Source organism: Brachybacterium halotolerans (assembly GCF_016623465.1).
GTDB classification, from domain to species: Bacteria; Actinomycetota; Actinomycetes; order Actinomycetales; family Dermabacteraceae; genus Brachybacterium; species Brachybacterium halotolerans.
In genome coordinates this window covers 229,269-248,589 of sequence record NZ_JAEDAJ010000003.1, presented here as the reverse complement: position 1 = coordinate 248,589, position 19,321 = coordinate 229,269, and the positions used below count along the sequence as shown (strand labels likewise).

Below are 19,321 nucleotides of genomic sequence, written 5' to 3'. Positions count from 1 at the left end.
CGGCGTCGCCGCACCCACCCGTCCCGCAAGGAGCCGCCATGACCACGCTTCACGACTTCACCGTCCGCACCGCCGAGGGCGCCTCCACCGACCTCGCGCAGTACGCGGGCCGGACCGTGCTGGTGGTGAACGTCGCCTCGAAGTGCGGGCTCACCCCGCAGCTCGACGGCCTCCAGGAGCTGCAGGAGCAGTACCGGGAGAAAGGACTGGTGATCCTCGGCTTCCCCTGCAACCAGTTCGCCGGCCAGATGCCCGGGAGCGACGAGGACGCCGTCACCTTCTGCCGCACCGCCTACGGCGTCGACTTCCCGATCCTCGCGAAGATCGACGTCAACGGCGAGGACGCCGACCCGCTCTACCAGTGGCTGCGCTCGGAGCGCTCCGGCGAGGACGGAGCGGACATCGAGTGGAACTTCGCCAAGTTCCTCGTGGGGCTCGACGGCGCCGTCGTCGGCCGCTTCCACCCGAGCGTCGAGCCCGCCGACCTGCGCGGTCCCATCGACGCCGTGCTGGCCGCGGCGTGAGGGGCATGCGCATCCCCGCCGCGTTGCGCGAGCGGGGCATCGAGGACGCCCGCTGCTGGTCGATCCCCATGACCACCCGCTTCCGCGGCATCACCGTGCGCGACGGCGTGGTGCTGCGGGGTCCTGAGGGCTGGGCCGAGTTCTCCCCGTTCTGGGACTACGCCCCGGCCGAATCGGCCGCCTGGCTGCGCTGCGCTCTCGCCGACGCGACCGCCCCTCGCCCCGCGCCCCTGCGCGAGAGCATCGAGGTGAACGTGACGATCCCCGTCGTCCCGCCCGCGCTCGCGCACCGGCTGGCGACCGTGGGCGGTGCCCGCACCGCGAAGGTCAAGGTCGCGGACGTCGCCTCCACCCTGTCCGCGGACCTCGAGCGCCTGGAGGCCGTGCGCGACGCCCTGGGCCCGGACGCCCGCATCCGCGTGGACGCGAACGCCCGCTGGGACCGCGACGAGGCGATCGCCGCGATCCCGCAGATGGACCGCGCGGCGGGCGGCCTCGAATACGTCGAGCAGCCCGTCGCCTCGCTCGAGGACCTCGCGGCCGTGCGCCGCGCGGTCGACGTGCCGATCGCGGCCGACGAGCTCGTGCGGCGCGCCGAGGACCCTCTGCGCGTGGCCCGCGCGGGCGCGGCGGACGTGCTCGTGATGAAGGTGCAGCCCCTCGGCGGCGCGGCCCGCTGCCTCGAGCTCGCCGCCGAGGCGGACCTCCCCGTGGTCGTCTCGAGCGCGCTGGAGTCGAGCGTCGGCCTGAGCGCGGGCCTCGCCTTCGCCGCGGCCCTGCCCGAGCTCACCCACGCCTGCGGACTCGCGACGGCGGTCCTGCTCACCGGCGACCTCATCGCCGCACCGCTGCGCGCCGACGGGGGAATGATCCCGGTGCGGCGCCCGCAGCCCGAGCCCGAGCTGCTCGAGGCCCACTGCGCGCCGCGCGAGCTCACCGCCCGCTGGGAGCAGCGCCTCGAGGCGTGCGCACAGCTGCTGTGACCCCCGGCGCGAACGGACCCGAGCCGGGATCGGCGCGGGCGTCGGATCACTAGCCTGGGACCATGACCGAGCACCCCGCTCCCGCCGGCCACCCTCTCCGGGCGGATCCGGAGCCGATGACCATCCCCGTGCCCTCGCCCCTGGGCTCCGGTGCGGTCGAGGAGGCCGTCGCGATCTGGCGCACCCTGGTCGCGCTCGGCGTGCGGCACGTCGCGATCAGCCCGGGCTCGCGCTCGGCGCCGCTCGTCTACGCGCTCGAGGACCCCGAGATCGCGGGCCGTCTCGCGGCGCACGTGCGGATCGACGAGCGCGCCGCCGCGTTCACGGCCCTCGGCATCTCCCGGCGCGACCCGGGATCGCCGGGCGTCGTCGTGACCACCTCGGGCACCGCCACGGCGCACCTGCACGCCGCCGTCCTCGAGGCCCACCACTCCCGCACCCCGCTGATCGTGCTCACCGCGGACCGGCCCATCGAGCTGCGCGACGTGGGCGCGAACCAGGCCACCCATCAGGTCGGCATCTACGGGGATGCAGTGCGTTTCGCGACCGACCTCCCGGCGCCCTCGCGAGACGGTGCGACCGAGGTCGAGCTGCGCACCGCCGTGAGCACCCTCGCGCGGGCCTTCGCCGCCGCGACAGGGCCTCACCCCGGTCCCGTCCACGTGAACCTGTGCCTGCGCGACCCGCTCGTGCCCGGCGCCGGGACCGTCGACGGGCCCGCCTCGACAGGGTCGGAGCCGGAGCCGGAGCCGGAGTCTGAGTCGGTGCCGGGGCCCGAGCACGGCGATCGCCTGGTCGTCACCCGTCGGATCCCGCCGCGCGAGCCCACGCCGGTCGCGCTCCCGCCCGATCCGCGCGCCGTGGTCGTCGCCGGGGACGGCGCGGGCCCCGCGGCCCGCGCCTTCGCCGAGACCCACCGGCTGCCTCTGCTCGCCGAGCCGAGCTCCGGATCCCGCGGCGGGCCCAGCATGGTCACGGGCTACCCGCAGCTGCTCGCGCAGGTCATGGCCGACCCCGCCCACCCGCTGCGGCCCTCGCAGGCGATCGTCTACGGCCACCCGACGCTCTCGCGTCCCGTGGTCGGCGCGCTGCTGGGCGCGGCCGACGTCGAGACGATCATCGTGGACCCGACCTCCTCCTGGACCGACGCCTCTCGCACCGCGTCCCTCGTGGTGCCCGCCCTCGCCCTCGCCCTCGGCGACGCGGACGACCGCGCGGACACCGCTGCGCGGCTCGAGGACTGGCGCCGCGAGGGCGCACTGCTCGTGGAGGCGTCCGAGCCGACGTGGCAGCAGCGCGCGGCGCTCGCCGTCTGGGAGGCGACGGGGGAGGAGGACACCCTCGTGCTGGGCTCCTCGTCCCTGGTGAGGGATCTCGAGCAGCTCGCCCCGGCAGCGCGCGGGACGGTGCTGGCCGGCCGCGGCCTGGCCGGGATCGACGGGATGGCCTCGACCGCGGGCGGGTACGCGCTCGCCGCCGAGCACGCTCCCACCGGGCGCGTGCGTCTTCTCGTGGGCGACGTGACGGCGCTGCACGACCTCACGGGACTGATCGTCGGGCCCCTCGAGCGTCGCCCCGCGCTGGACGTGATCGTGGTCGACGACTCCGGCGGCCGCATCTTCTCCGGGCTCGAGCACCGGCGCGCGCATCCCGAGCTCCTCGAGCGCTTCTTCACGACCCCGCACGGCGCCGACATCGCAGCCGCGGCCCGCGCGCTGGGCGTCGACGCGGTGCGCTACGAGGGCCCGCAGGCCCTCGATGCCCTGGTCAGGGGCCTCGAACGGCCGACCGACGGGCTCCGGATGATCGTCGTCGGCCCCTGATCCCGACCCCGCCGGGGGATGCACGACACAGCCAGCGCACAGCTCGATCGCAAGGACTTCAAGGCACGAGGGGATGCAATGACTGGCATGTCATCCGAGGAATCGAACGTCCCCCAGGGCACCGGGGCCCCGGACGGGTCCGCCGGCCGCCGCCCGTCCGACGACACCACCGAGCACCCGGTCTCCGCCGATCCCACCGAGCAGCTCGGGCGGGTCGACGAGACCCAGCGCCTCGACGGCCTCGGGGCCGACGAGCACGGCGCCCCGACGCAGGGCGGCGATCCGTACGGCGCCCCGTCGCAGCACGGCGACCCCTACGGCGCCGCGTCCCCGACGGCCTCCGCGTCCTACGGATGGAGCGATCCGCAGGGCCCGCAGAACGCGCAGGGCCCCCAGGACATGCGCAGCCCATCGGCCTCCCCGAGCTGGGGAGCGGCCGCGACCGGTGCGTCCGGCCAGGCGACGCCTCCCGGCGCCCAGGCCGCGCAGGGCCCGAATCCCGCGATCCAGGGCTCTGCCCCCGCGACCCGGCGCCGCGGTCCGGGCTGGGTGGGCGTCGCGGGCCTGGTGATGGCCGGCATGCTGCTCAGCAGCGGGCTCACCCTCGGCGGCGTCATCGCCTACGACCAGGTCGACGGCCAGGGGGCGCGCTCCGCCGCGTCGTCGAGCTCCTCGAGCAGCACGAAGACGGCCGACGCGAGCCCCGTCGCCCAGGACGGCGACACCCCGAACTGGGAGAGCGTCTCGGAGAAGGTCTCGCCGAGCACGGTCGCGATCTCCGTGAGCACGGCCTCGGGCCAGGCCGAGGGGACCGGCGTGATCTACCGCGAGGACGGCACGATCATCACGAACAACCACGTGGTCTCCGGCGCCCAGAAGGTCGAGGTCTCCCTGACCGATGGCCGCACCTACAGCGCCCGGGTGATCGGCACCGACGCGACCACCGACCTCGCAGCGATCAAGCTCGAGGACCCGCCGGACGACCTCACCCCGGCCTCCTTCGGCGACTCCGACGACGTCCAGGTCGGCGAGGACGTGATGGCCGTGGGCACCCCGCTGGGTCTCGAGAACACGGTGACCACGGGCATCATCTCGGCCGTGCACCGTCCCGTGACCACGCAGGGCGAGGCCGTCGACGGATCCGACTCCACCTACTCGTCGGCCCTGCAGACCGATGCCGCGATCAACCCCGGCAACTCGGGCGGCCCGCTGGTGGACGCGAGCGGCGCGGTCGTCGGCATCAACTCCTCGATCGCGACCTTCTCGCAGGAGGGGGAGTCCTCCTCCTCGCAGTCCGGGAGCATCGGTCTGGGATTCGCGATCCCCTCGGACACAGTCACCCTCATCGTCGACCAGCTCATCGAGAGCGGGAGCGCGAAGCACGCGCTGCTGGGCGTCACCGCGCAGGACAGCAGCCAGGACGTCTCCGGCGCGAGCTACCGCGGGGCGCTCGTGCGCTCGATCGAGCGCGGCTCGGGGGCCTCCGACGCCGGGCTCAAGGAGGGCGATCTCATCACCCAGGTCGACGGCGTGCCCGTGAACGGCGCGGCCGCGCTGACCGGCATGGTGCGCGGCCTCGAGGTCGGCTCCTCCCACAAGCTCACGATCGTTCGGGGCCAGAAGGAGATCACCAAGGATGTGACCCTCACCGAGGCCGGCTGACCGGCCCGGTGCCGAGACGGGCGACCGGCCCGGGCCCGACGTGGGCGACCGGGCCGGGGCCGACGCGGGGGAGGCCCGGCGGGCTCTCAGTCCTGGGGGCGGCCGATGGCGCGCAGGACGGGCCGGGACTTCGCGAGCGCCTCGGCGTGCTCGAGCACGGGGTCGGATCCCGCGACGAGCCCGCCGCCGGACTGCACGCGCACCCGCGTGGGCGTCTCCAGGTGGGCCATGCGCAGGGCGATCGCCCACTGGCCGTCGCCCTCGGCGTCCATCCACCCCACGGGGGAGGCGTAGCCGCCGCGGTCGCGGACCTCGAGCTCGGCGATCGCGGCGTCGGCCGCCTCCCGCGGCGTGCCGCTCACTGCGGCCGACGGGTGCAGCCGGCCCGCCACGTCCAGGCTCGTGACGCCCTCGCGCAGCTCGCCCGCGACGTCCGAGGCCAGATGCTCGAGGCCGGGGAGCCGCAGCACGAACGGCTCGGCGGAGGCCGTGATCTCGGTGGTGAGGTCCGCCAGGCGCGAGGTCACCGAGTCGATCGCGAAGGCGTGCTCGGCCAGTTCCTTGGCGTCGCTGCGGAAGGCCCGACGGTCCTGCTCGGCGAGCTCCGAGCCCTCGGCGACAGGGCGGCTGCCGGCGAGGACGCGGCTGAACAGGCGTCCGTGCTCGGTGTCGGCCAGCATCTCCGGGGTCGCGCCGATGACGTCGGCCAGGTGGTAGACCCAGGTGGTCGGGTAGGACTCGGCGAGGCGCCCCAGCAGCGTCGCGACCGGCTGCGCCTGCTCGAGGTGCACGGTCGAGGACTCCGAGAGCACGATCTTCTGCGCGCGGCCCTCCTCGATCATCCCGAGCGCCCGGCGCACCAGCTCCTGGTACTCGTCGGGCGTGTGGTCGGGGTCGATCTGCACGTGCGTGCGCTCGGCGCGCGGGGTCGAGGGGAACAGGTCCCGCCAGTCCGCCGGGGCTGCGGGCACCCGGTCCATCGCGTCCGACGCGTCCTCCTGCTCGTCGAGCACGTCGACGAGGGTGAGGAACGGATCGTTGTCGAGCACGCCGAGGATCGCGCGCGGCACCAGCAGCGTGGAGGGGCGCGGGGAGGTCGCGGCGTAGGAGAAGCTGCCGAATGCGATGAGCCCGCTGCCGCGCGTGCCGACCTCGTCGTCGATGCGGGCGGCCGCGGCGAGCTCGCGGAAGCGCGCCGAGGCCTCCTCGAAGCGATCGGGCCCGCTCGTGGTGCAGGTCCAGGCGGTGCCGACGCCCACCATGCCCTGGCCGTGGCGCAGCCAGGCGGCGGTGAGGTCGCGCGGCAGGTGCGTGGGCAGGTCGATCTCGTCCTCGAGGCGCAGGGTGCGCACGCGCAGGGCGGGCGCCGCGGCGGGCGCGGCATGCGCGCTCGGCGCACCGGGCGCGGGGTCCGCGGAGACGGAGGACGGATCGGAGACGGGGTCTGAGGTGGGCATCAGCACGATTATGCGACACGGACCCTGCGCGCTGGACTTGCCGCGCTCTGCGGGTCACAGTGGAGCGCGCCCGCGGAGGACGGGACGACCCGACCGGGACCGGACCAGGACAGAGGTGCACGTGGCAGGCAACGGCGGAGGCGGCGGCAGGACGCGCGAGGACCGCGCCCGTGCGGATCGGGGCCGCGCGGACCGCGGCGACGTGCGGCTGGACTCCCCGGTGCTCGCCGGGGCGCTCGCGGCCCTCAGCGCCCTCGGCACGGGCCTCGCGATCACCGCAGTCCCCGCGCTCATCGCCCAGCTCTCCTCCTCCCACGGATCGCTGGGAGTGCTCGGCGCGATCCTGCTGGCCCTGGACGCGCTCGTCCTGGGGCACGGCGGCAGCCTGCTGCTGCAGGCGGGCTCGGTCACCGGCTCGATCGCCGTGATGCCCTTCGGGCTCACGATCGTGCTGCTCGTGGTGGTCGCCCTCGCCGCCCGGCGCGCCGTGCGCCGCCTCCGCCCCATCTCGGCCGACGGCGCCCTGCGGGCTCGGGCACTGCGCGACGGCGTCATGTGCCTGGGCGCCCTCGTGGTCGTCTACACCGCCGGGCTCGGCGTGCTCGCCGCGATCGCCCGCAGCACGCTCGTGCACGCGGTGGTGCCCTCCGCGGTGGTCTCCGGCGCCCTGGTCTCCGTGGTGGGCGGCCTCGCCGGAGCGCTGCTCGCCCTGCGCCGACGCGGCGGCGGAGGCGTGCCCGAGGTGCGCATCCTCTCCCTGCTCCCCGCCCCCTACGGCTCCGTCGCCCGGGCGGTGCTCCTCGCGCTCGCGGGCCTCGCCGCCTCCGCGGCGCTCGTCTGCACGGCGATGATCGCGATCCGCTTCGGCGCCGTGGCCTCGCTGCACGAGTCCCTGCACGCGGGCTTCTGGGGATCCGTGGTGCTCCTGCTGCTGCAGCTCGCCCTGTTCCCGCTGATCGCCGTGTGGGTGCTCGTGGTCATCCTCGGCGGCTCGGTCACGCTCGGGGCGGGCAGCGTGATCAGCCTGGCGGGCGCCGAGACCACCGTGATGCCTGCCCTCCCGCTGCTGGGCATCGTGCCGGACCCGGGCACCGGGCCCTGGTGGACGCGCCTGCTGATCGTGCTGCCCGTGGTCGCGATCGCGCTCGGCGCGATCCGCCTGTGCCGGGACCTGGTGGGGGAGGAGGGCGACGCCGACTCCTCGGAGTCGGCACTGCGCGAGCGCGTCATCGCCCTCGTCGCCTACGCGGTCGCCCTGCTGCTGCTCGTGCTGCTCGTCGCGGGACTCGCCACCGGCGGCATCGGCGACGGCTCGCTGGAGGCCCTGGGACCCCGGATCGGCTCCCTGCTGCTGCCGCTGCTGGGGATCGTCGTGGTGCCCACCGCCGCCGTCGCCGCCGTCTGCCTCACGCCCGCCCTGCCCTGGGCGCGCGCCCAATGGGCGGGGCTGCGCGGCCGCGTCGAGGCGGCCGAGTCCCGCGAGAACGGGAGCACGGATCGCTCCGAGGACGAGCCCGACCGCGACCAGGACGACGACGCCTCGGTCAGGACCCCGTCAGACCCTCCATCCAGCTGAGCACCGAGCTCTGCACCTCGTCCCGGCACGCGTCCTGCGCCTGCTGGGTGAGCGCCTCGTCCCGGCACTGCTCGAGCTCGGACATCGGACCGTAGAAGATCGCGCCGGTCACCGAGCCGAGCACGATCATGAACACCGCGGGGACGCCCACCAGCGCGGAGATCACGGCCATCGCCGGTCGGCGGTCCCTCCAGGCGGCGATCACGAGCCGCACCAGCAGCACGGCCGTGACGATCCCCGCGACACCGGCGAGCAGCGACCACGGCAGCGGCAGCATCATCAGCACCCATGAGGCCAGCAGGGACACGAGCAGCCGGGTGAGGATCCGGCGATAGCGCAGGGTCGACTCGGACGGGGCGGAGGGTTCGGGCTCGGGACTGCTCACCCGACCATTGTGCCCGCTGCGCGAGCGGGACCCGCACGTCCCGTGCCGCGCGCCTCGGTCGCCGTCCCCTCGCGCATCGCCCCTCGCGCGCGGTCCCGCGCACGCCACCCGGACGACCGTCCTCGTCCCGGCGCGCTCCCCGTAGGGTTGCCCCGTGGCTCCAGCACGCATCGTCGTCCTCATCTCCGGCACCGGCAGCAACCTCGCCGCGCTCCTCGCGGCGCAGCACGAGCAGGAGTGCCCCTACGAGATCGTCGGCGTGATCGCCGACCGCGCCGCCTCCGGCCTCGCGCATGCGCAGAGCGCGGGCGTGCCGACGGCCGTCGTCCGACTGGGCGACCACCCGGATCGCGCGGCCTGGGACGCGGCCCTGGCCCGCGAGGTCGCCGCCCTCTCGCCGGAGCTCGTGGTGCTCGCCGGCTTCATGAAGCTCATCGGCCCGCCGCTGCTCGAAGCCCGGCCCGGGCGCATCATCAACACCCATCCCGCCCTGCTGCCGTCCTTCCCCGGGGCCCACGGCGTGCGCGACGCCCTCGCCTACGGGGTGAAGGTGAGCGGGGCCAGCGTCATCGAGGTCGACCCGGGCGTGGACACCGGGCGGATCCTCGCCCAGCGCGCCGTGGACGTCCGGCCGGACGACACCGAGGAGAGCCTCCACGAGCGCATCAAGGTCGTCGAGCGCGAGATGCTCGTCGACGTGGTGCGCGACCTCTCGCGCACGCTCGCCCCCTGACCCCTTCCGGACCTCCCGCCTGCCCCGGATACACTGGACCCACACGACTGGCGCAGGTGGGCGGACCACCGGGGAGTGACGATCGTGGGCATCGACCGCCTGGGTGCCCGCATGTGATGGCGGCGACCGCGTCCGCGCAGCCGCCGCATCGACCGCACCGCACCGATCCGCGAGGAGAACGCTCCGTGAGCTCCACCGACCGCCGTCCCATCCGCCGCGCCCTGGTCTCCGTCTTCGACAAGACGGGCCTGACGGACCTGGCCCGTGCCCTCTCCGAGGCCGACGTCGAGATCGTCTCGACCGGCTCCACCGCCAGCACCATCCGCGAGGCGGGCTTCGCCGTGACCGACGTCGCCGAGGTCACCGGCAGCCCCGAGATGCTCGACGGGCGCGTGAAGACCCTCCACCCGCGCATCCATGGCGGCATCCTCGCCGACCTGCGGCTCGAGGACCACCGCGCCCAGCTCGAGGACCAGAGTATCCAGCCCTTCGACCTCGTCGTCGTGAACCTCTATCCCTTCGAGGAGACCGTCGCCGCGGGCGGCACCTTCGACGAGATCATCGAGAAGATCGACATCGGCGGGCCGTCGATGGTGCGCGGCGCGGCGAAGAACTTCGCCTCCGTCGCGGTCGTGGTCGACCCCGAGGACTACGCGCGCGCCGGCCATGCGGCCACGCGCGGCGGCTTCACCCTCGACGAGCGCCAGGAGCTCGCGACCATCGCCTTCGGCCGCACCAGCGAGTACGACACCGCGATCAGCGACTGGATGCTCGGCCAGCTCGACGGGACGGACGCCGAGGACACCGCCTCCGCCCTGGGCGCCGGGACCCTCCGCGGGGCCGACGGGGGAGTCTCCGACTCCCCGGACGCCGAGGTCGACTCCCCGGCCTACCTCCTGGAGATGGACGACGAGGAGGCCGCCGAGGCCGGTCTGCGCACACTGCGCTACGGCGAGAACCCGCACCAGCGCGCCCGCGTCGCCGTCATCGACGACGAGAACCCCGGCCTGGCCGGCGCCGAGCAGCTCGGCGGCAAGGCCATGAGCTTCAACAACTACGTCGATGCCGACGCCGCCACCCGCGCCGCCTTCGATCACGACCAGCCGTGCGTGGTCGTCATGAAGCACAACAACCCCTGCGGCATCGCCGTCGCGACCGAGGACGAGAACCTGGCCGCCGCGCACGCACGCGCCCACGGCACCGACCCGCTCTCCGCCTACGGCGGCGTGATCGCGACCAACCGCCCCGTGACCCTCGCGATGGCCACGCAGGTCAAGCCCGTGTTCACCGAGGTGATCCTGGCTCCCGCCTACGAGGACGAGGCCCTCGAGCTGCTGCGCACGAAGAAGAACCTGCGGATCCTGCGGATCGCCGACCGTCCCCGCGGCGGCGTCGAGATCCGCCAGATCTGGGGCGGCTCCCTGATCCAGGAGTCCGACGCCTACCAGGCCGAGGGCGACGAGGCCGCCACCTGGACCCTCGCCGCAGGGGAGGCGGCCGACGCGAGCACCCTCGCCGACCTCGTCTTCGCCTGGCGCTCGGTGCGGGCGGTGAAGTCCAACGCGATCCTGCTGGCCAAGGACCTCGCGGCCGTCGGCATCGGCATGGGCCAGGTCAACCGCCTGGACTCCTGCCGTCTGGCCGTGCAGCGCGCCAACACCCTGGGCGAGCACGCCGAGGGCGAGCAGGCGCCCGAGCGGGCCCGCGGAGCGGTCGCCGCGTCCGACGCCTTCTTCCCCTTCGCCGACGGCGCCCAGATCCTCATCGACGCGGGCGTGAGCGCGATCGTGCAGCCCGGCGGCTCCATCCGCGACGAGGAGGTCATCGAGGCCTGCCGTGCGGCGGGAGTGACCCTCTACCTCACAGGGACCCGCCACTTCGCCCACTGACCCGCACGCCGCAGCCTCGCGCGGTGACGCGTGCGCCCGTGCCCCGGAGTCCGTGGCGCCCGCCCGTCGGCGCCGCCGTGTCCGTGTCGCAGTGCCCGTGTCCTGGGCGGGGGGGGGGGGGGGGGGGGGGGGGGTGGGGCCCCCCCCCCCCCCCCCGCGACCGTCACCCCCGCACGCGCCTGCACCTGCCCGCACCTGCCTGCCCCTGCCCATCCCTGCCCGCACCGGGACCGCCCGACCCCGATCCCGCCCGTCGGCCCCGCGGCGATCGGCCTCACCCCGATCGGCCCCGCGGCGTCCGACTGCGGTGGAGTTCACCCGCTGGACAGATGCGCCGCATACCCTGGGGAGCAAGCCGATCCCGGTCGCTCCTGCGAGAGCGCCCGGATGTCCGAAGGAGAGTCGCGTGAAGGTCCCCGACAACCAGAACCTCAGGGAGTACATCGAGCATCTGAGGGATGAGGGGTACACGGTGGCCGACGGGCACACGCCCGATCCCGACCTCATCGACCCGCAGGGCAACCCGGTGTACACCTGGCAGGAGGGGTACCCGTACGACACGCGCATGGACCGCGACGAGTACGAGCTCGAGAAGTACCGCCTGCAGGTCGAGCTGCTGAAGTACCAGTACTGGCTCGAGGACAACGACCAGAAGTCGATCATCATCTTCGAGGGCCGCGACGCCGCCGGCAAGGGCGGCACGATCAAGCGCTTCACCGAGCACCTGAACCCGCGCACCGCGCGCGTGGTCGCGCTGAACAAGCCGAGCGACCGCGAGAAGGGCCAGTGGTACTTCCAGCGCTACATCCAGCACCTGCCCACCGAGGGCGAGATGGTGCTGTTCGACCGCTCCTGGTACAACCGCGCCGGCGTCGAGCGCGTGATGGGGTTCTGCACCGATGAGGAGTACGAGGGGTTCATGAACCAGGCGCCGCTGTTCGAGCGCATGCTCGTGGACTCCGGCATCCACCTCACGAAGCTCTGGTTCTCCGTCTCCCAGCGCGAGCAGCGCACCCGCTTCGCGATCCGCCAGCTGGACCCGGTGCGGCGCTGGAAGCTCTCCCCGATGGACCTCGAGTCGCTGGACCGCTGGGAGGCCTACACCGAGGCCAAGGAGGAGATGTTCCGCCGCACGGACAAGAAGTACGCGCCGTGGACGATCATCCGCTCCAACGACAAGAAGCGCGCCCGCCTCAACGCGATGCGCTACTTCCTCTCCCAGTTCGAGTACGAGGGCAAGGACCACGAGGTCGTCGGCGAGCCCGATCCCAAGCTCGTCATGCGCGGCAAGAAGGAGGAGGCCGACGAGTAGTCGGCGTCCGTCCGCGGCCGCATGACGCGAGGCCCCGAGGAGCACTGCTCCTCGGGGCCTCGCGCTGTGCGCAGGGGCGCGGTCAGCGACCCGTCTCGGTCACCGCGTTGTCGTCGGCCACCATGCGCGGCACCTCGCCGGAGTCCGTGGCGGGGTCGACCACGGGGATGGTGCCGGTCGGCGTCGGACGGTGGGGGCGGGTCATCATGGTGGGGGAGAGCAGCGCGCTCAGGTGCGCCTCGTCCAGCAGCCCCGCCTCGAGCACCAGGTCGCGGACTGGCCGCCCGGTCTCGAGGGCGGTGCGTGCGATGTCGGTCGCGTTGGCGTAGCCGATCACCGGCACGAGCGCGGTGACCACGCCGATCGAGCGCTCCACGTAGTCCTCGAGCACCTCGTGGTTGGGCTCGATGCCGCGCACGCAGCGGTCGGCGAGGGTGGACATCGCATGGGTCATGGAGAGCATGGACTCGAGGATGTTGAAGGCGATCACGGGCTCGAAGGCGTTCAGCTGCAGCTGCCCGGCCTCGGCGGCGAACGTCACGGTGAGGTCGTTGCCGATGACCTCGAAGGCGACCTGGTTGACGACCTCGGGGATCACGGGGTTCACCTTGCCGGGCATGATCGAGCTGCCGGGCTGCACCGCGGGCAATCGGATCTCGGCGAGCCCTGCGCGCGGACCGGAGCTCAGGAGGCGCAGGTCGTTGCAGATCTTGGAGATCTTCACGGCGATCCGCTTGAGCACGCCGGAGAAGGTGACGAAGGCGCCCGTGTCGCTCGTGGCCTCCACGAGGTCGGCGGCGACCACGAAGTCCACGCCGGAGATCTCGGAGAGGTCCTCCGCGGCGAGCTGCGCGTAGCGGGGGTCCGTGGTGATGCCCGTGCCGATCGCGGTCGCGCCGAGGTTGATCTCCTTGAACAGACGGCCGGTGCGGGTCAGGCGCTCGACGTCCTCGGAGATCGTCGTGGCCCAGGCGTGGAACTCCTGGCCGAGCGTCATCGGCACGGCGTCCTGCATCTGCGTGCGGCCCATCTTCAGGACGTCCGCGAACTCGTCGCCCTTCTCGCGCAGGGCGACGATGAGGCCGTCCATGGCGTCGGCGAGCTTCGGGAAGCTCAGCAGCAGCGCGAGGCGCACCGCCGTCGGATACACGTCGTTGGTGGACTGGGCGAGGTTCACGTGGTTGTTGGGGTGCAGGTGCTCGTACTCGCCCTTGGCGTGCCCCATGATCTCCAGGGCGCGGTTCGCGATGACCTCGTTGGCGTTCATGTTGGTGCTCGTGCCGGCGCCGCCCTGGATCACGTCGACCACGAACTGCTCGTGCAGCTGGCCGTCCGCGATCTCCCGGCAGGCCTGCTCGATCGCGGCGGCGCGCTCGTCGTCGAGCGCGCCCAGCTCGTGGTTCGCACGGGCGGCCGCGCGCTTGACGTGGGCGAGGGCGACGATGAGCTCCGGGAAATGGGAGACCGGCACACCGGTGATGCGGAAGTTCTCCTGCGCCCGCAGGGTCTGGATGCCGTAGTAGGCGTCACCGGGGACCTCACGGTCTCCCAGCAGGTCGTGCTCCAGCCGACCGGGCACGGCGGCCTCGGACGCAGACGGGGTGGTCATCAGGATGCTTCTCCTCGGTTCGCGACTCGGGCCGACGTCGTCGACGGCCCTTCTCCACCCTAGACGGGCCGGGGAGCCCCGCGCGGGCGACCCGTGCGAGCGGCCCGGGGTCGAAGCGCGGATCGTCCCGCCGACGGGACAGGCGTCCGCCGAGTGCCGGAGCATGCGGCCCGCCGGCCTCGGATCCCGTCCTCGGATCCCGTGCTCATCCTCAGCCCGTACGATGTCGCGCATGTCGCCGAGCACGTCCCCGGGCCCCGGCGTCGGCCCCGATGCGGGCGCCGACGCGGGGCGTGAGGCGCACGCGGACGCGGGGCACGCCGCGGGGCACGAGGCGCACGCCGATGCAGCCGGTCCTGCACAGTCCGCGCCGCGCCGGGTGCCGCTGGGCGAGGGACTGCGCCGCCAGACGCTCCTGCTGCTCGCCCTCATCGCGCTCGTGGCGGTCCTGGGCTTCGGCGCCTCCACGAGCGCCGTCGTGGCCGGCCGCCTGCTCGCGGCCCTGCTGCTCGTGGTCGCCCTGCTGCGGGCGTGCCTGCCCGCCTCGCTGCTCGGGGCGCTCGTGGTGCGCTCGCGGGGGCTGGACGTGCTCGTGATGCTCGCCCTCGCGGGCGGCCTCGCGGTGCTCTCCGCGGCGCCCAACCTCTGAGCGTCTGAGCGTCCGGCCGACGGCGGCCCGATGCCGGGTCCGACGGGCCGGGGCCTGTCGGACCTCGCCGCGTCGGACCTCGCCCCGTCGGACCTCGCTGCCTCAGACCTCCGGTCCGCTGACCACGCGCACTGCGCCGCCGGCGAGCCCGTAGACGGCGCCGGCCAGCACGATCTCCCCGCGCTCCTCGGCCTCGCGCACGATGCTCGAGCGCTCGCGCAGCTCGTCGAGGGTGCCCAGCACGTGCGCCTCGACGGCGCGCGCGGCCGGATCCTCGGGATCGAGGTGGTCGCGCACGTGCTCGACGAGGATCGGCATCTCGCCGGGCAGCTGCGTGCCCTCCTGGATCGCCTCGACGGTCGCGCCCACGGCGCCGCAGGACTCGTGCCCGAGCACGAGCACGACCCGCACGCCCAGCACGGCGACGGCGAACTCGACCGACGCCTGCATGGAGCGTCCCAGCACGTGACCCGCGTTGCGGGAGACGAACACGTCGCCGAAGCCCTGGTCGAACAGCAGCTCGACGGGCACGCGGGAGTCCGAGCACCCCAGCACCGTGGCGTAGGGGGCCTGGCCGGTCTCGAGCAGGCGTCTGCGCGCCTCGTCCTGGTGCGGGTGCAGCGCGTCGCCGTCCACGAACCGCCGGTTGCCCTCGAGCAGCGCGGCGAACGCCTGCTCCGGGGTCGAGGAGGGGGAGGGGGCCGAGGACGCCGGGTTCGCGCCGGTCACGTCGGAGTCGTTCACAGATGTCTTCCTTCCGGGGGCGCCGTGCGCACAGGGTCGCCCGCTGGAGGGGTGGCGCGCAGGCGCCTGTCAGTGTGACACGATTCGGGCCGTGCCCACCGACATCGTCCGCCTGCACTCCGTCTTCGACCTCGCCATGCGCGTCGGCGAGGGTCTGCTGACCAACGGAGCCGCCGCCTCCGAGGTCACGGCGACCGTGCTGAGGATCATCAGCTCCTCGGGTCTTCGTGACGTCGTGGTGGAGGTCACCTTCAACCAGGTGTCGCTGTCCTACCTCCCCGACGACTACTCGACGCCGTTCACGAGGATCCGCGCGACCGGCAGCCGCGTGCAGGACTTCGCGCGCCTCTCGGCCTTCGAGGAGGTCACCGAGCACTACATCCTGGGCACCGTGAGCCTCGAGGAGGCCCTCGTCCAGGTGCGCTCGATCCCCCAGCAGAGACCGCACTATCCGCGCTGGCTCGCGTTCCTGGGGTTCGCCGTGATGGGCGGTGCGGCGGCCTTCAGCTTCGGCGGGACGATCCTGGTGGTGCTCACCGCCACCCTCGCCAGCGGCGCCCTGGTCGCGCTCACCGAGGTGATGGCGGCGCGCCAGATCCCCATGTTCTTCGGGCAGGCCGCGGGCGGTCTCATCGGCGTGGTCGTGGCCGTGGTGCTGCACGCCCTCGCGCCCGCCCAGAACTCGGCCATCGTCGTGGTGGCCTGCATCATCGTGCTGCTCGCAGGGCTCGCCTCGATCGGGTCCATGCAGGACGCGATCACCGGCTGGTACGTCACGGCCTCGGCCCGCATCCTGGAGACGCTCATGCTCACCGTGGGCATCGTGGTGGGCGTGCGCGCCGGGCTCCTGGGTGCCGAGCTGCTCGGCCTCCACATCTCGGTCGAGCCGACCGCCCCTGTGACCCTCGCCTCCCTGGTCGCGGCCGCCGTCTCCGGCGCCGTGATGGGTCTCGGCTTCGCCGTCGGCACCTTCACCCCGGCCCGGGTGCTGGGCTGGATGGCGATGGTCTCCTCGGTGTCGGCCGTGGTCGTCTACCTGCTCACCGAGTTCGTGTTCGACCGCGTCTGGGCCTCGGCGTGCGCGGCGTTCGCGGTCGGCGTGCTCGCCGTGCTCGTGGCCCGACGGGTGCGTGCCCCCGCGCTCGCCCTGATGATGGGCGGCATCATCCCGCTGGTGCCCGGCAGCCGCATCTACCGCGGGCTGCTCGCGCTCAGCGAGGACATCGGCCGCGGCGGCGCCGAGCTGTTCAGCGCGGCGGAGATCGCCGTGGGGATCGCCGCGGGCGCCGTGCTCGGCCAGCTGCTCGCGACCCGCGTGCTGAGCCGTCGCGGCGCGGCGGGCTGGGCGTTCACGCCCGTGGTCGCGACGCCGTTCCAGACGCCCCGCCGTCGCCGCCTCACGCTTCCTCGGCGCCGTCGGCGCGACGCGGGCCGCATCGAACCCTCTACGATGACCGGAGAGATGTCGGCCCTGCCGCCGTCGGTCCTCCACGACCTCCAGCAGGAGCTCGATCTCGATGCTCCCGCAGGGGCCGTGGGCGGCCCGGACGGACACGGCGGATCCGGCACCACCGACGGCGCGCGACGGAGCGACGCCCCCACCCAGGAGGACCGATGACCACCACACTCCTCGCCACGGGCTGCTACTCGACCTCCGGCTCCGGCCGGGGCAACGGCATCGAGCTGCTGCGATGGTCGCCGGACCCGGGGGCCGACGGGTCGGCCGGGGGCGTCGAGGTGCTCGCCCGTGCCGAGGCGCCCGACCCCTCGTTCGTCATCTGGAGCGAGGATGGCGCGCTGCTGTACGCGGTCACCGAGACCAGCCCCACCCACGTGCTCGCGCTGCGCCCGGGCGAGGATCTCGCCTCCCTCGAGACCATGGCGGACATCACCCTGCGGGGCGAGGGCGGCTGCCATCTCGCCCTCGGGCCCGACGGCCGCACCCTCATCGTCGCCCAGTACGGCTCGGGCAGCGTCGAGACGCTCGCGCTCGACGAGGACGGCGTGCCCGTCTCCCTCATCGACGAGGACGACCACGGCGACTTCGGCGAGGGGCGCACCGCCCATCCCCACCAGGTCGTCCTCCTGCCCGGCACCGATCTCGTGGCCGTGCCCGATCTGGGCCTGGACCGCGTGATGCTCTACCGGCAGGACATCGACGGGCACATCGACCTGGCCGCGGAGATCGCGCTCGAGCGGGGGAGCGGGCCCCGGCACCTCGCAGCCGACCACGAGAGCTCCGAGCTGCACGTCTCCTGCGAGCTCAACGGTCGCATCGCGACCGCCGTGCGCGCCCGGCCGGGCAGCACCGAACGGCAGTTCGTGGGCGACGGCTCCTCGATCGAGGCGAGCTGGAAGGTGTCCTCGAGCGTCCCCTCGAGCAGCGTCGAGGGGGAGAACGCGATCTCCCATCTCGAGCTCACGGACGACGAGCATCATCTGCTCGTCGCCAACCGCGGACCGAACACCCTCAGCGTGCTCGACCGCGGCCAGATCGCCCCGCAGCTGATCGCCGAGACCGGCGTGGGCGCCCACCCGCGCCACTTCACGCAGGCGCAGGGGCATATCCTGGTCGCCGCGCAGGAGGCGGACCGCATCGACGTCCTGCGCTTCGACGGCCGGGACCTGACGATCGCCTCCGATCCGATCCCCTCGCCGTCCGTCAGCTGCATCGCCCCGCGCCCCTGAGCTCCGCCGCTTCCGAGGGCGAATCCAGAGACCGGCCCGCCCGGGCCGCACCCCCGACCAGAAGGAACCGCACCCCCATGTCGAGCGACGCCGTCATCCTCGAGGCCCCCGATCGCGGCGAGGCCGTGGACGCCACCGCCCGCGCCTTCGCCGCCGCCTACGGATACGAGCCCGACGGCGTGTGGTCGGCCCCGGGCCGCGTGAACATCATCGGTGAGCATGTCGACTACCAGGACGGCCTGTGCCTGCCGATGGCGATCTCCCACCGTTGCTTCGTCGCCGCGGCCCGCACGCCCACCGACCTGGTGCGCGTGCGCTCCGCGCAGAGCGACGTCGTCTTCGAGGGGCAGGCCGGGGATCTCGCCCCGGGCGCCGTCGAGGGCTGGCCCGCCTACGTGACCGGCGTGCTCTGGGCCCTGCGCCCCTTCATCAGCGGCGCCGTCCAGCAGGGCGTGGACATCTACCTCGACGGCCACGTGCCCTTCGGGTCCGGACTGTCCTCGAGCGCGTCCGTCGAGTGCGCGACCGCCGAGGCCCTCGAATCGCTCCTGAGCCTGGGCACGACGCCGCTCGAGCGCGTGCGCGCCTGCATCGCCGCGGAGAACGACTTCGTGGGCGCCTCGACCGGCGGCCTCGACCAGTCCGCCTCGGTCCTCGCCCGCGAGGGCCGCGCGCTGCTGCTGGACTGCCGCGACTTCTCGACCACCCCCGTCGCCTGGGATCTCGCCGGCCAGGGCCTCGCCCTGCTCATCACCGACACCCGCGCCGAGCACTCCCACGCCGGAGGCGAGTACGTCGACCGCCGCCGCGACAGCGAGCGCGCGGCGGAGATCCTCGGCGTGGGGACCCTGCGCGAGATCGACCCTGACGGCCTCGACGAGGCCCTGGGCCGGATCGACGACGAGGTGGTCCGCCGCCGCGCCCGCCACGTCATCACGGAGATCCAGCGGGTGCGGGACTTCCACGCGCTGCTCGAGAGCGGGAGCGTCCGCGAGGGCGTCGCGCAGCTGGGCGCACTCCTGAACGCCTCCCACGACTCGCTGCGCGACGACTACGAGGTCACCGTCCCCGCGCTCGACGTCTCCGTGGACGCGGCCCGTGCGGCCGGCGCCCACGGCTCCCGGATGACCGGCGGCGGCTTCGGAGGCTCCACGATCGCCCTCGTGGAGGCGGGCTCGGCCCAGGACGTCGCCCAGGCTATCGCCGACGCCTTCGCCCGCGAGGACCTCGGCTCCCCGGCGTTCTTCCTCGCCCTCCCGGAGGACGGCGCCGGCCAGGACCGCTGAG

16 protein-coding genes and 1 riboswitch are annotated in these 19,321 nt (G+C 73.7%); of the genes, 12 read left to right on the top strand and 4 right to left on the bottom strand.

Going from position 1 to position 19,321, the window contains the following annotated elements:
- The first annotated feature begins 38 nt into the window (after positions 1–38).
- The 4 genes from I8D64_RS07620 (at position 39) to I8D64_RS07605 (ending at position 4,992) form a co-directional block, all read left to right on the top strand.
- Positions 39–524: a glutathione peroxidase gene (locus I8D64_RS07620; RefSeq protein ID WP_200501900.1), complete on the top strand. Its 486-nt coding sequence runs from the start codon at positions 39–41 to the stop codon at positions 522–524.
- 5 nt (positions 525–529) lie between these two features.
- Positions 530–1,507, top strand: a complete 978-nt coding sequence (locus tag I8D64_RS07615; protein ID WP_200501899.1) for an o-succinylbenzoate synthase — start codon at positions 530–532, stop codon at positions 1,505–1,507.
- 62 nt (positions 1,508–1,569) lie between these two features.
- Complete coding sequence (gene menD, locus I8D64_RS07610) at positions 1,570–3,330, top strand: 2-succinyl-5-enolpyruvyl-6-hydroxy-3-cyclohexene-1-carboxylic-acid synthase (protein ID WP_200501898.1); 1,761 nt, start codon at positions 1,570–1,572, stop codon at positions 3,328–3,330.
- Positions 3,331–3,417: 87 nt separating this feature from the next.
- Positions 3,418–4,992: a trypsin-like peptidase domain-containing protein gene (locus I8D64_RS07605; protein WP_246482840.1), complete on the top strand. Its 1,575-nt coding sequence runs from the start codon at positions 3,418–3,420 to the stop codon at positions 4,990–4,992.
- A gap of 86 nt (positions 4,993–5,078) precedes the next feature.
- Here the strand turns inward: I8D64_RS07605 and I8D64_RS07600 are convergent, their stop codons facing one another.
- A complete protein-coding gene (locus I8D64_RS07600; RefSeq protein WP_200501896.1) occupies positions 5,079–6,449 on the bottom strand; it encodes an isochorismate synthase in 1,371 nt (456 codons plus the stop codon).
- Between the two features lie 121 nt (positions 6,450–6,570).
- Between I8D64_RS07600 and I8D64_RS07595 the strand changes: the two genes are divergently transcribed.
- Entirely contained in the window at positions 6,571–8,025 is a 1,455-nt protein-coding gene (locus I8D64_RS07595) for a cell division protein PerM (protein ID WP_200501895.1), read from the top strand.
- Here the strand turns inward: I8D64_RS07595 and I8D64_RS07590 are convergent.
- Positions 7,994–8,410 (bottom strand): hypothetical protein, encoded by a 417-nt coding sequence (locus tag I8D64_RS07590; RefSeq protein WP_200501894.1) that lies wholly within the window; start codon positions 8,408–8,410, stop codon positions 7,994–7,996. The two genes, I8D64_RS07595 and I8D64_RS07590, sit on opposite strands and share 32 nt — an antisense overlap.
- Positions 8,411–8,564: 154 nt before the next feature.
- Here I8D64_RS07590 and purN point away from each other — a divergent pair, with 154 nt between their 5' ends.
- The 3 genes from purN (at position 8,565) to ppk2 (ending at position 12,344) form a co-directional block, all read left to right on the top strand.
- Positions 8,565–9,143: a phosphoribosylglycinamide formyltransferase gene (gene purN / locus I8D64_RS07585; protein ID WP_200501893.1), complete on the top strand. Its 579-nt coding sequence runs from the start codon at positions 8,565–8,567 to the stop codon at positions 9,141–9,143.
- Positions 9,144–9,176: 33 nt separating this feature from the next.
- A riboswitch (ZMP/ZTP riboswitch) is annotated at positions 9,177–9,255 on the top strand.
- A 73-nt stretch (positions 9,256–9,328) separates the two neighbouring features.
- The gene (gene purH, locus I8D64_RS07580; protein ID WP_343068474.1) at positions 9,329–11,032 is read left to right on the top strand and encodes a bifunctional phosphoribosylaminoimidazolecarboxamide formyltransferase/IMP cyclohydrolase; all 1,704 of its coding nucleotides are present in this window, start codon (positions 9,329–9,331) and stop codon (positions 11,030–11,032) included.
- 406 nt (positions 11,033–11,438) lie between these two features.
- A complete protein-coding gene (gene ppk2, locus I8D64_RS07575; RefSeq protein ID WP_200501891.1) occupies positions 11,439–12,344 on the top strand; it encodes a polyphosphate kinase 2 in 906 nt (301 codons plus the stop codon).
- An 82-nt stretch (positions 12,345–12,426) separates the two neighbouring features.
- Here the strand turns inward: ppk2 and aspA are convergent, their stop codons facing one another.
- A complete protein-coding gene (gene aspA, locus I8D64_RS07570; RefSeq protein WP_200501890.1) occupies positions 12,427–13,953 on the bottom strand; it encodes an aspartate ammonia-lyase in 1,527 nt (508 codons plus the stop codon).
- Between the two features lie 232 nt (positions 13,954–14,185).
- On the opposite strand from aspA, the gene I8D64_RS07565 reads away from it, so the two are divergent.
- Positions 14,186–14,602, top strand: coding sequence for a DUF3017 domain-containing protein (locus tag I8D64_RS07565; RefSeq protein WP_200501889.1), 417 nt, complete (start codon positions 14,186–14,188; stop codon positions 14,600–14,602).
- A gap of 102 nt (positions 14,603–14,704) precedes the next feature.
- Here I8D64_RS07565 and I8D64_RS07560 read toward each other — a convergent pair whose 3' ends face one another.
- Complete coding sequence (locus tag I8D64_RS07560) at positions 14,705–15,346, bottom strand: carbonic anhydrase (protein WP_343068473.1); 642 nt, start codon at positions 15,344–15,346, stop codon at positions 14,705–14,707.
- A gap of 91 nt (positions 15,347–15,437) precedes the next feature.
- On the opposite strand from I8D64_RS07560, the gene I8D64_RS07555 reads away from it, so the two are divergent.
- From I8D64_RS07555 to galK, 3 genes are all read left to right on the top strand, one after another.
- Positions 15,438–16,964 carry a threonine/serine exporter family protein gene (locus I8D64_RS07555; RefSeq protein ID WP_200501888.1) on the top strand — a complete coding sequence of 509 codons (1,527 nt, stop codon included), beginning with the start codon at positions 15,438–15,440 and terminating at the stop codon, positions 16,962–16,964.
- Positions 16,961–18,034 carry a lactonase family protein gene (locus I8D64_RS07550; RefSeq protein ID WP_200501887.1) on the top strand — a complete coding sequence of 358 codons (1,074 nt, stop codon included), beginning with the start codon at positions 16,961–16,963 and terminating at the stop codon, positions 18,032–18,034. Before I8D64_RS07555 ends, I8D64_RS07550 begins: the two co-directional genes overlap by 4 nt.
- A 77-nt stretch (positions 18,035–18,111) precedes the next feature.
- Complete coding sequence (gene galK, locus I8D64_RS07545) at positions 18,112–19,320, top strand: galactokinase (RefSeq protein ID WP_200501886.1); 1,209 nt, start codon at positions 18,112–18,114, stop codon at positions 19,318–19,320.
- The last annotated feature ends 1 nt before the right edge of the window (position 19,321 follow it).

What these genes read in the sequence shown, in the direction of transcription:
- I8D64_RS07620 (WP_200501900.1), top strand. Translation starts at nt 39, where the DNA reads ATGACCACGCTTCACGACTTCACCGTCCGCACCGCCGAGGGCGCCTCC.
- I8D64_RS07615 (WP_200501899.1), top strand. Translation starts at nt 530, where the DNA reads ATGCGCATCCCCGCCGCGTTGCGCGAGCGGGGCATCGAGGACGCCCGC.
- menD (WP_200501898.1), top strand. Translation starts at nt 1,570, where the DNA reads ATGACCGAGCACCCCGCTCCCGCCGGCCACCCTCTCCGGGCGGATCCG.
- I8D64_RS07605 (WP_246482840.1), top strand. Translation starts at nt 3,418, where the DNA reads ATGTCATCCGAGGAATCGAACGTCCCCCAGGGCACCGGGGCCCCGGAC.
- I8D64_RS07600 (WP_200501896.1), bottom strand. Translation starts at nt 6,449, where the DNA reads ATGCCCACCTCAGACCCCGTCTCCGATCCGTCCTCCGTCTCCGCGGAC.
- aspA (WP_200501890.1), bottom strand. Translation starts at nt 13,953, where the DNA reads ATGACCACCCCGTCTGCGTCCGAGGCCGCCGTGCCCGGTCGGCTGGAG.
- I8D64_RS07565 (WP_200501889.1), top strand. Translation starts at nt 14,186, where the DNA reads ATGTCGCCGAGCACGTCCCCGGGCCCCGGCGTCGGCCCCGATGCGGGC.
- I8D64_RS07550 (WP_200501887.1), top strand. Translation starts at nt 16,961, where the DNA reads ATGACCACCACACTCCTCGCCACGGGCTGCTACTCGACCTCCGGCTCC.
- galK (WP_200501886.1), top strand. Translation starts at nt 18,112, where the DNA reads ATGTCGAGCGACGCCGTCATCCTCGAGGCCCCCGATCGCGGCGAGGCC.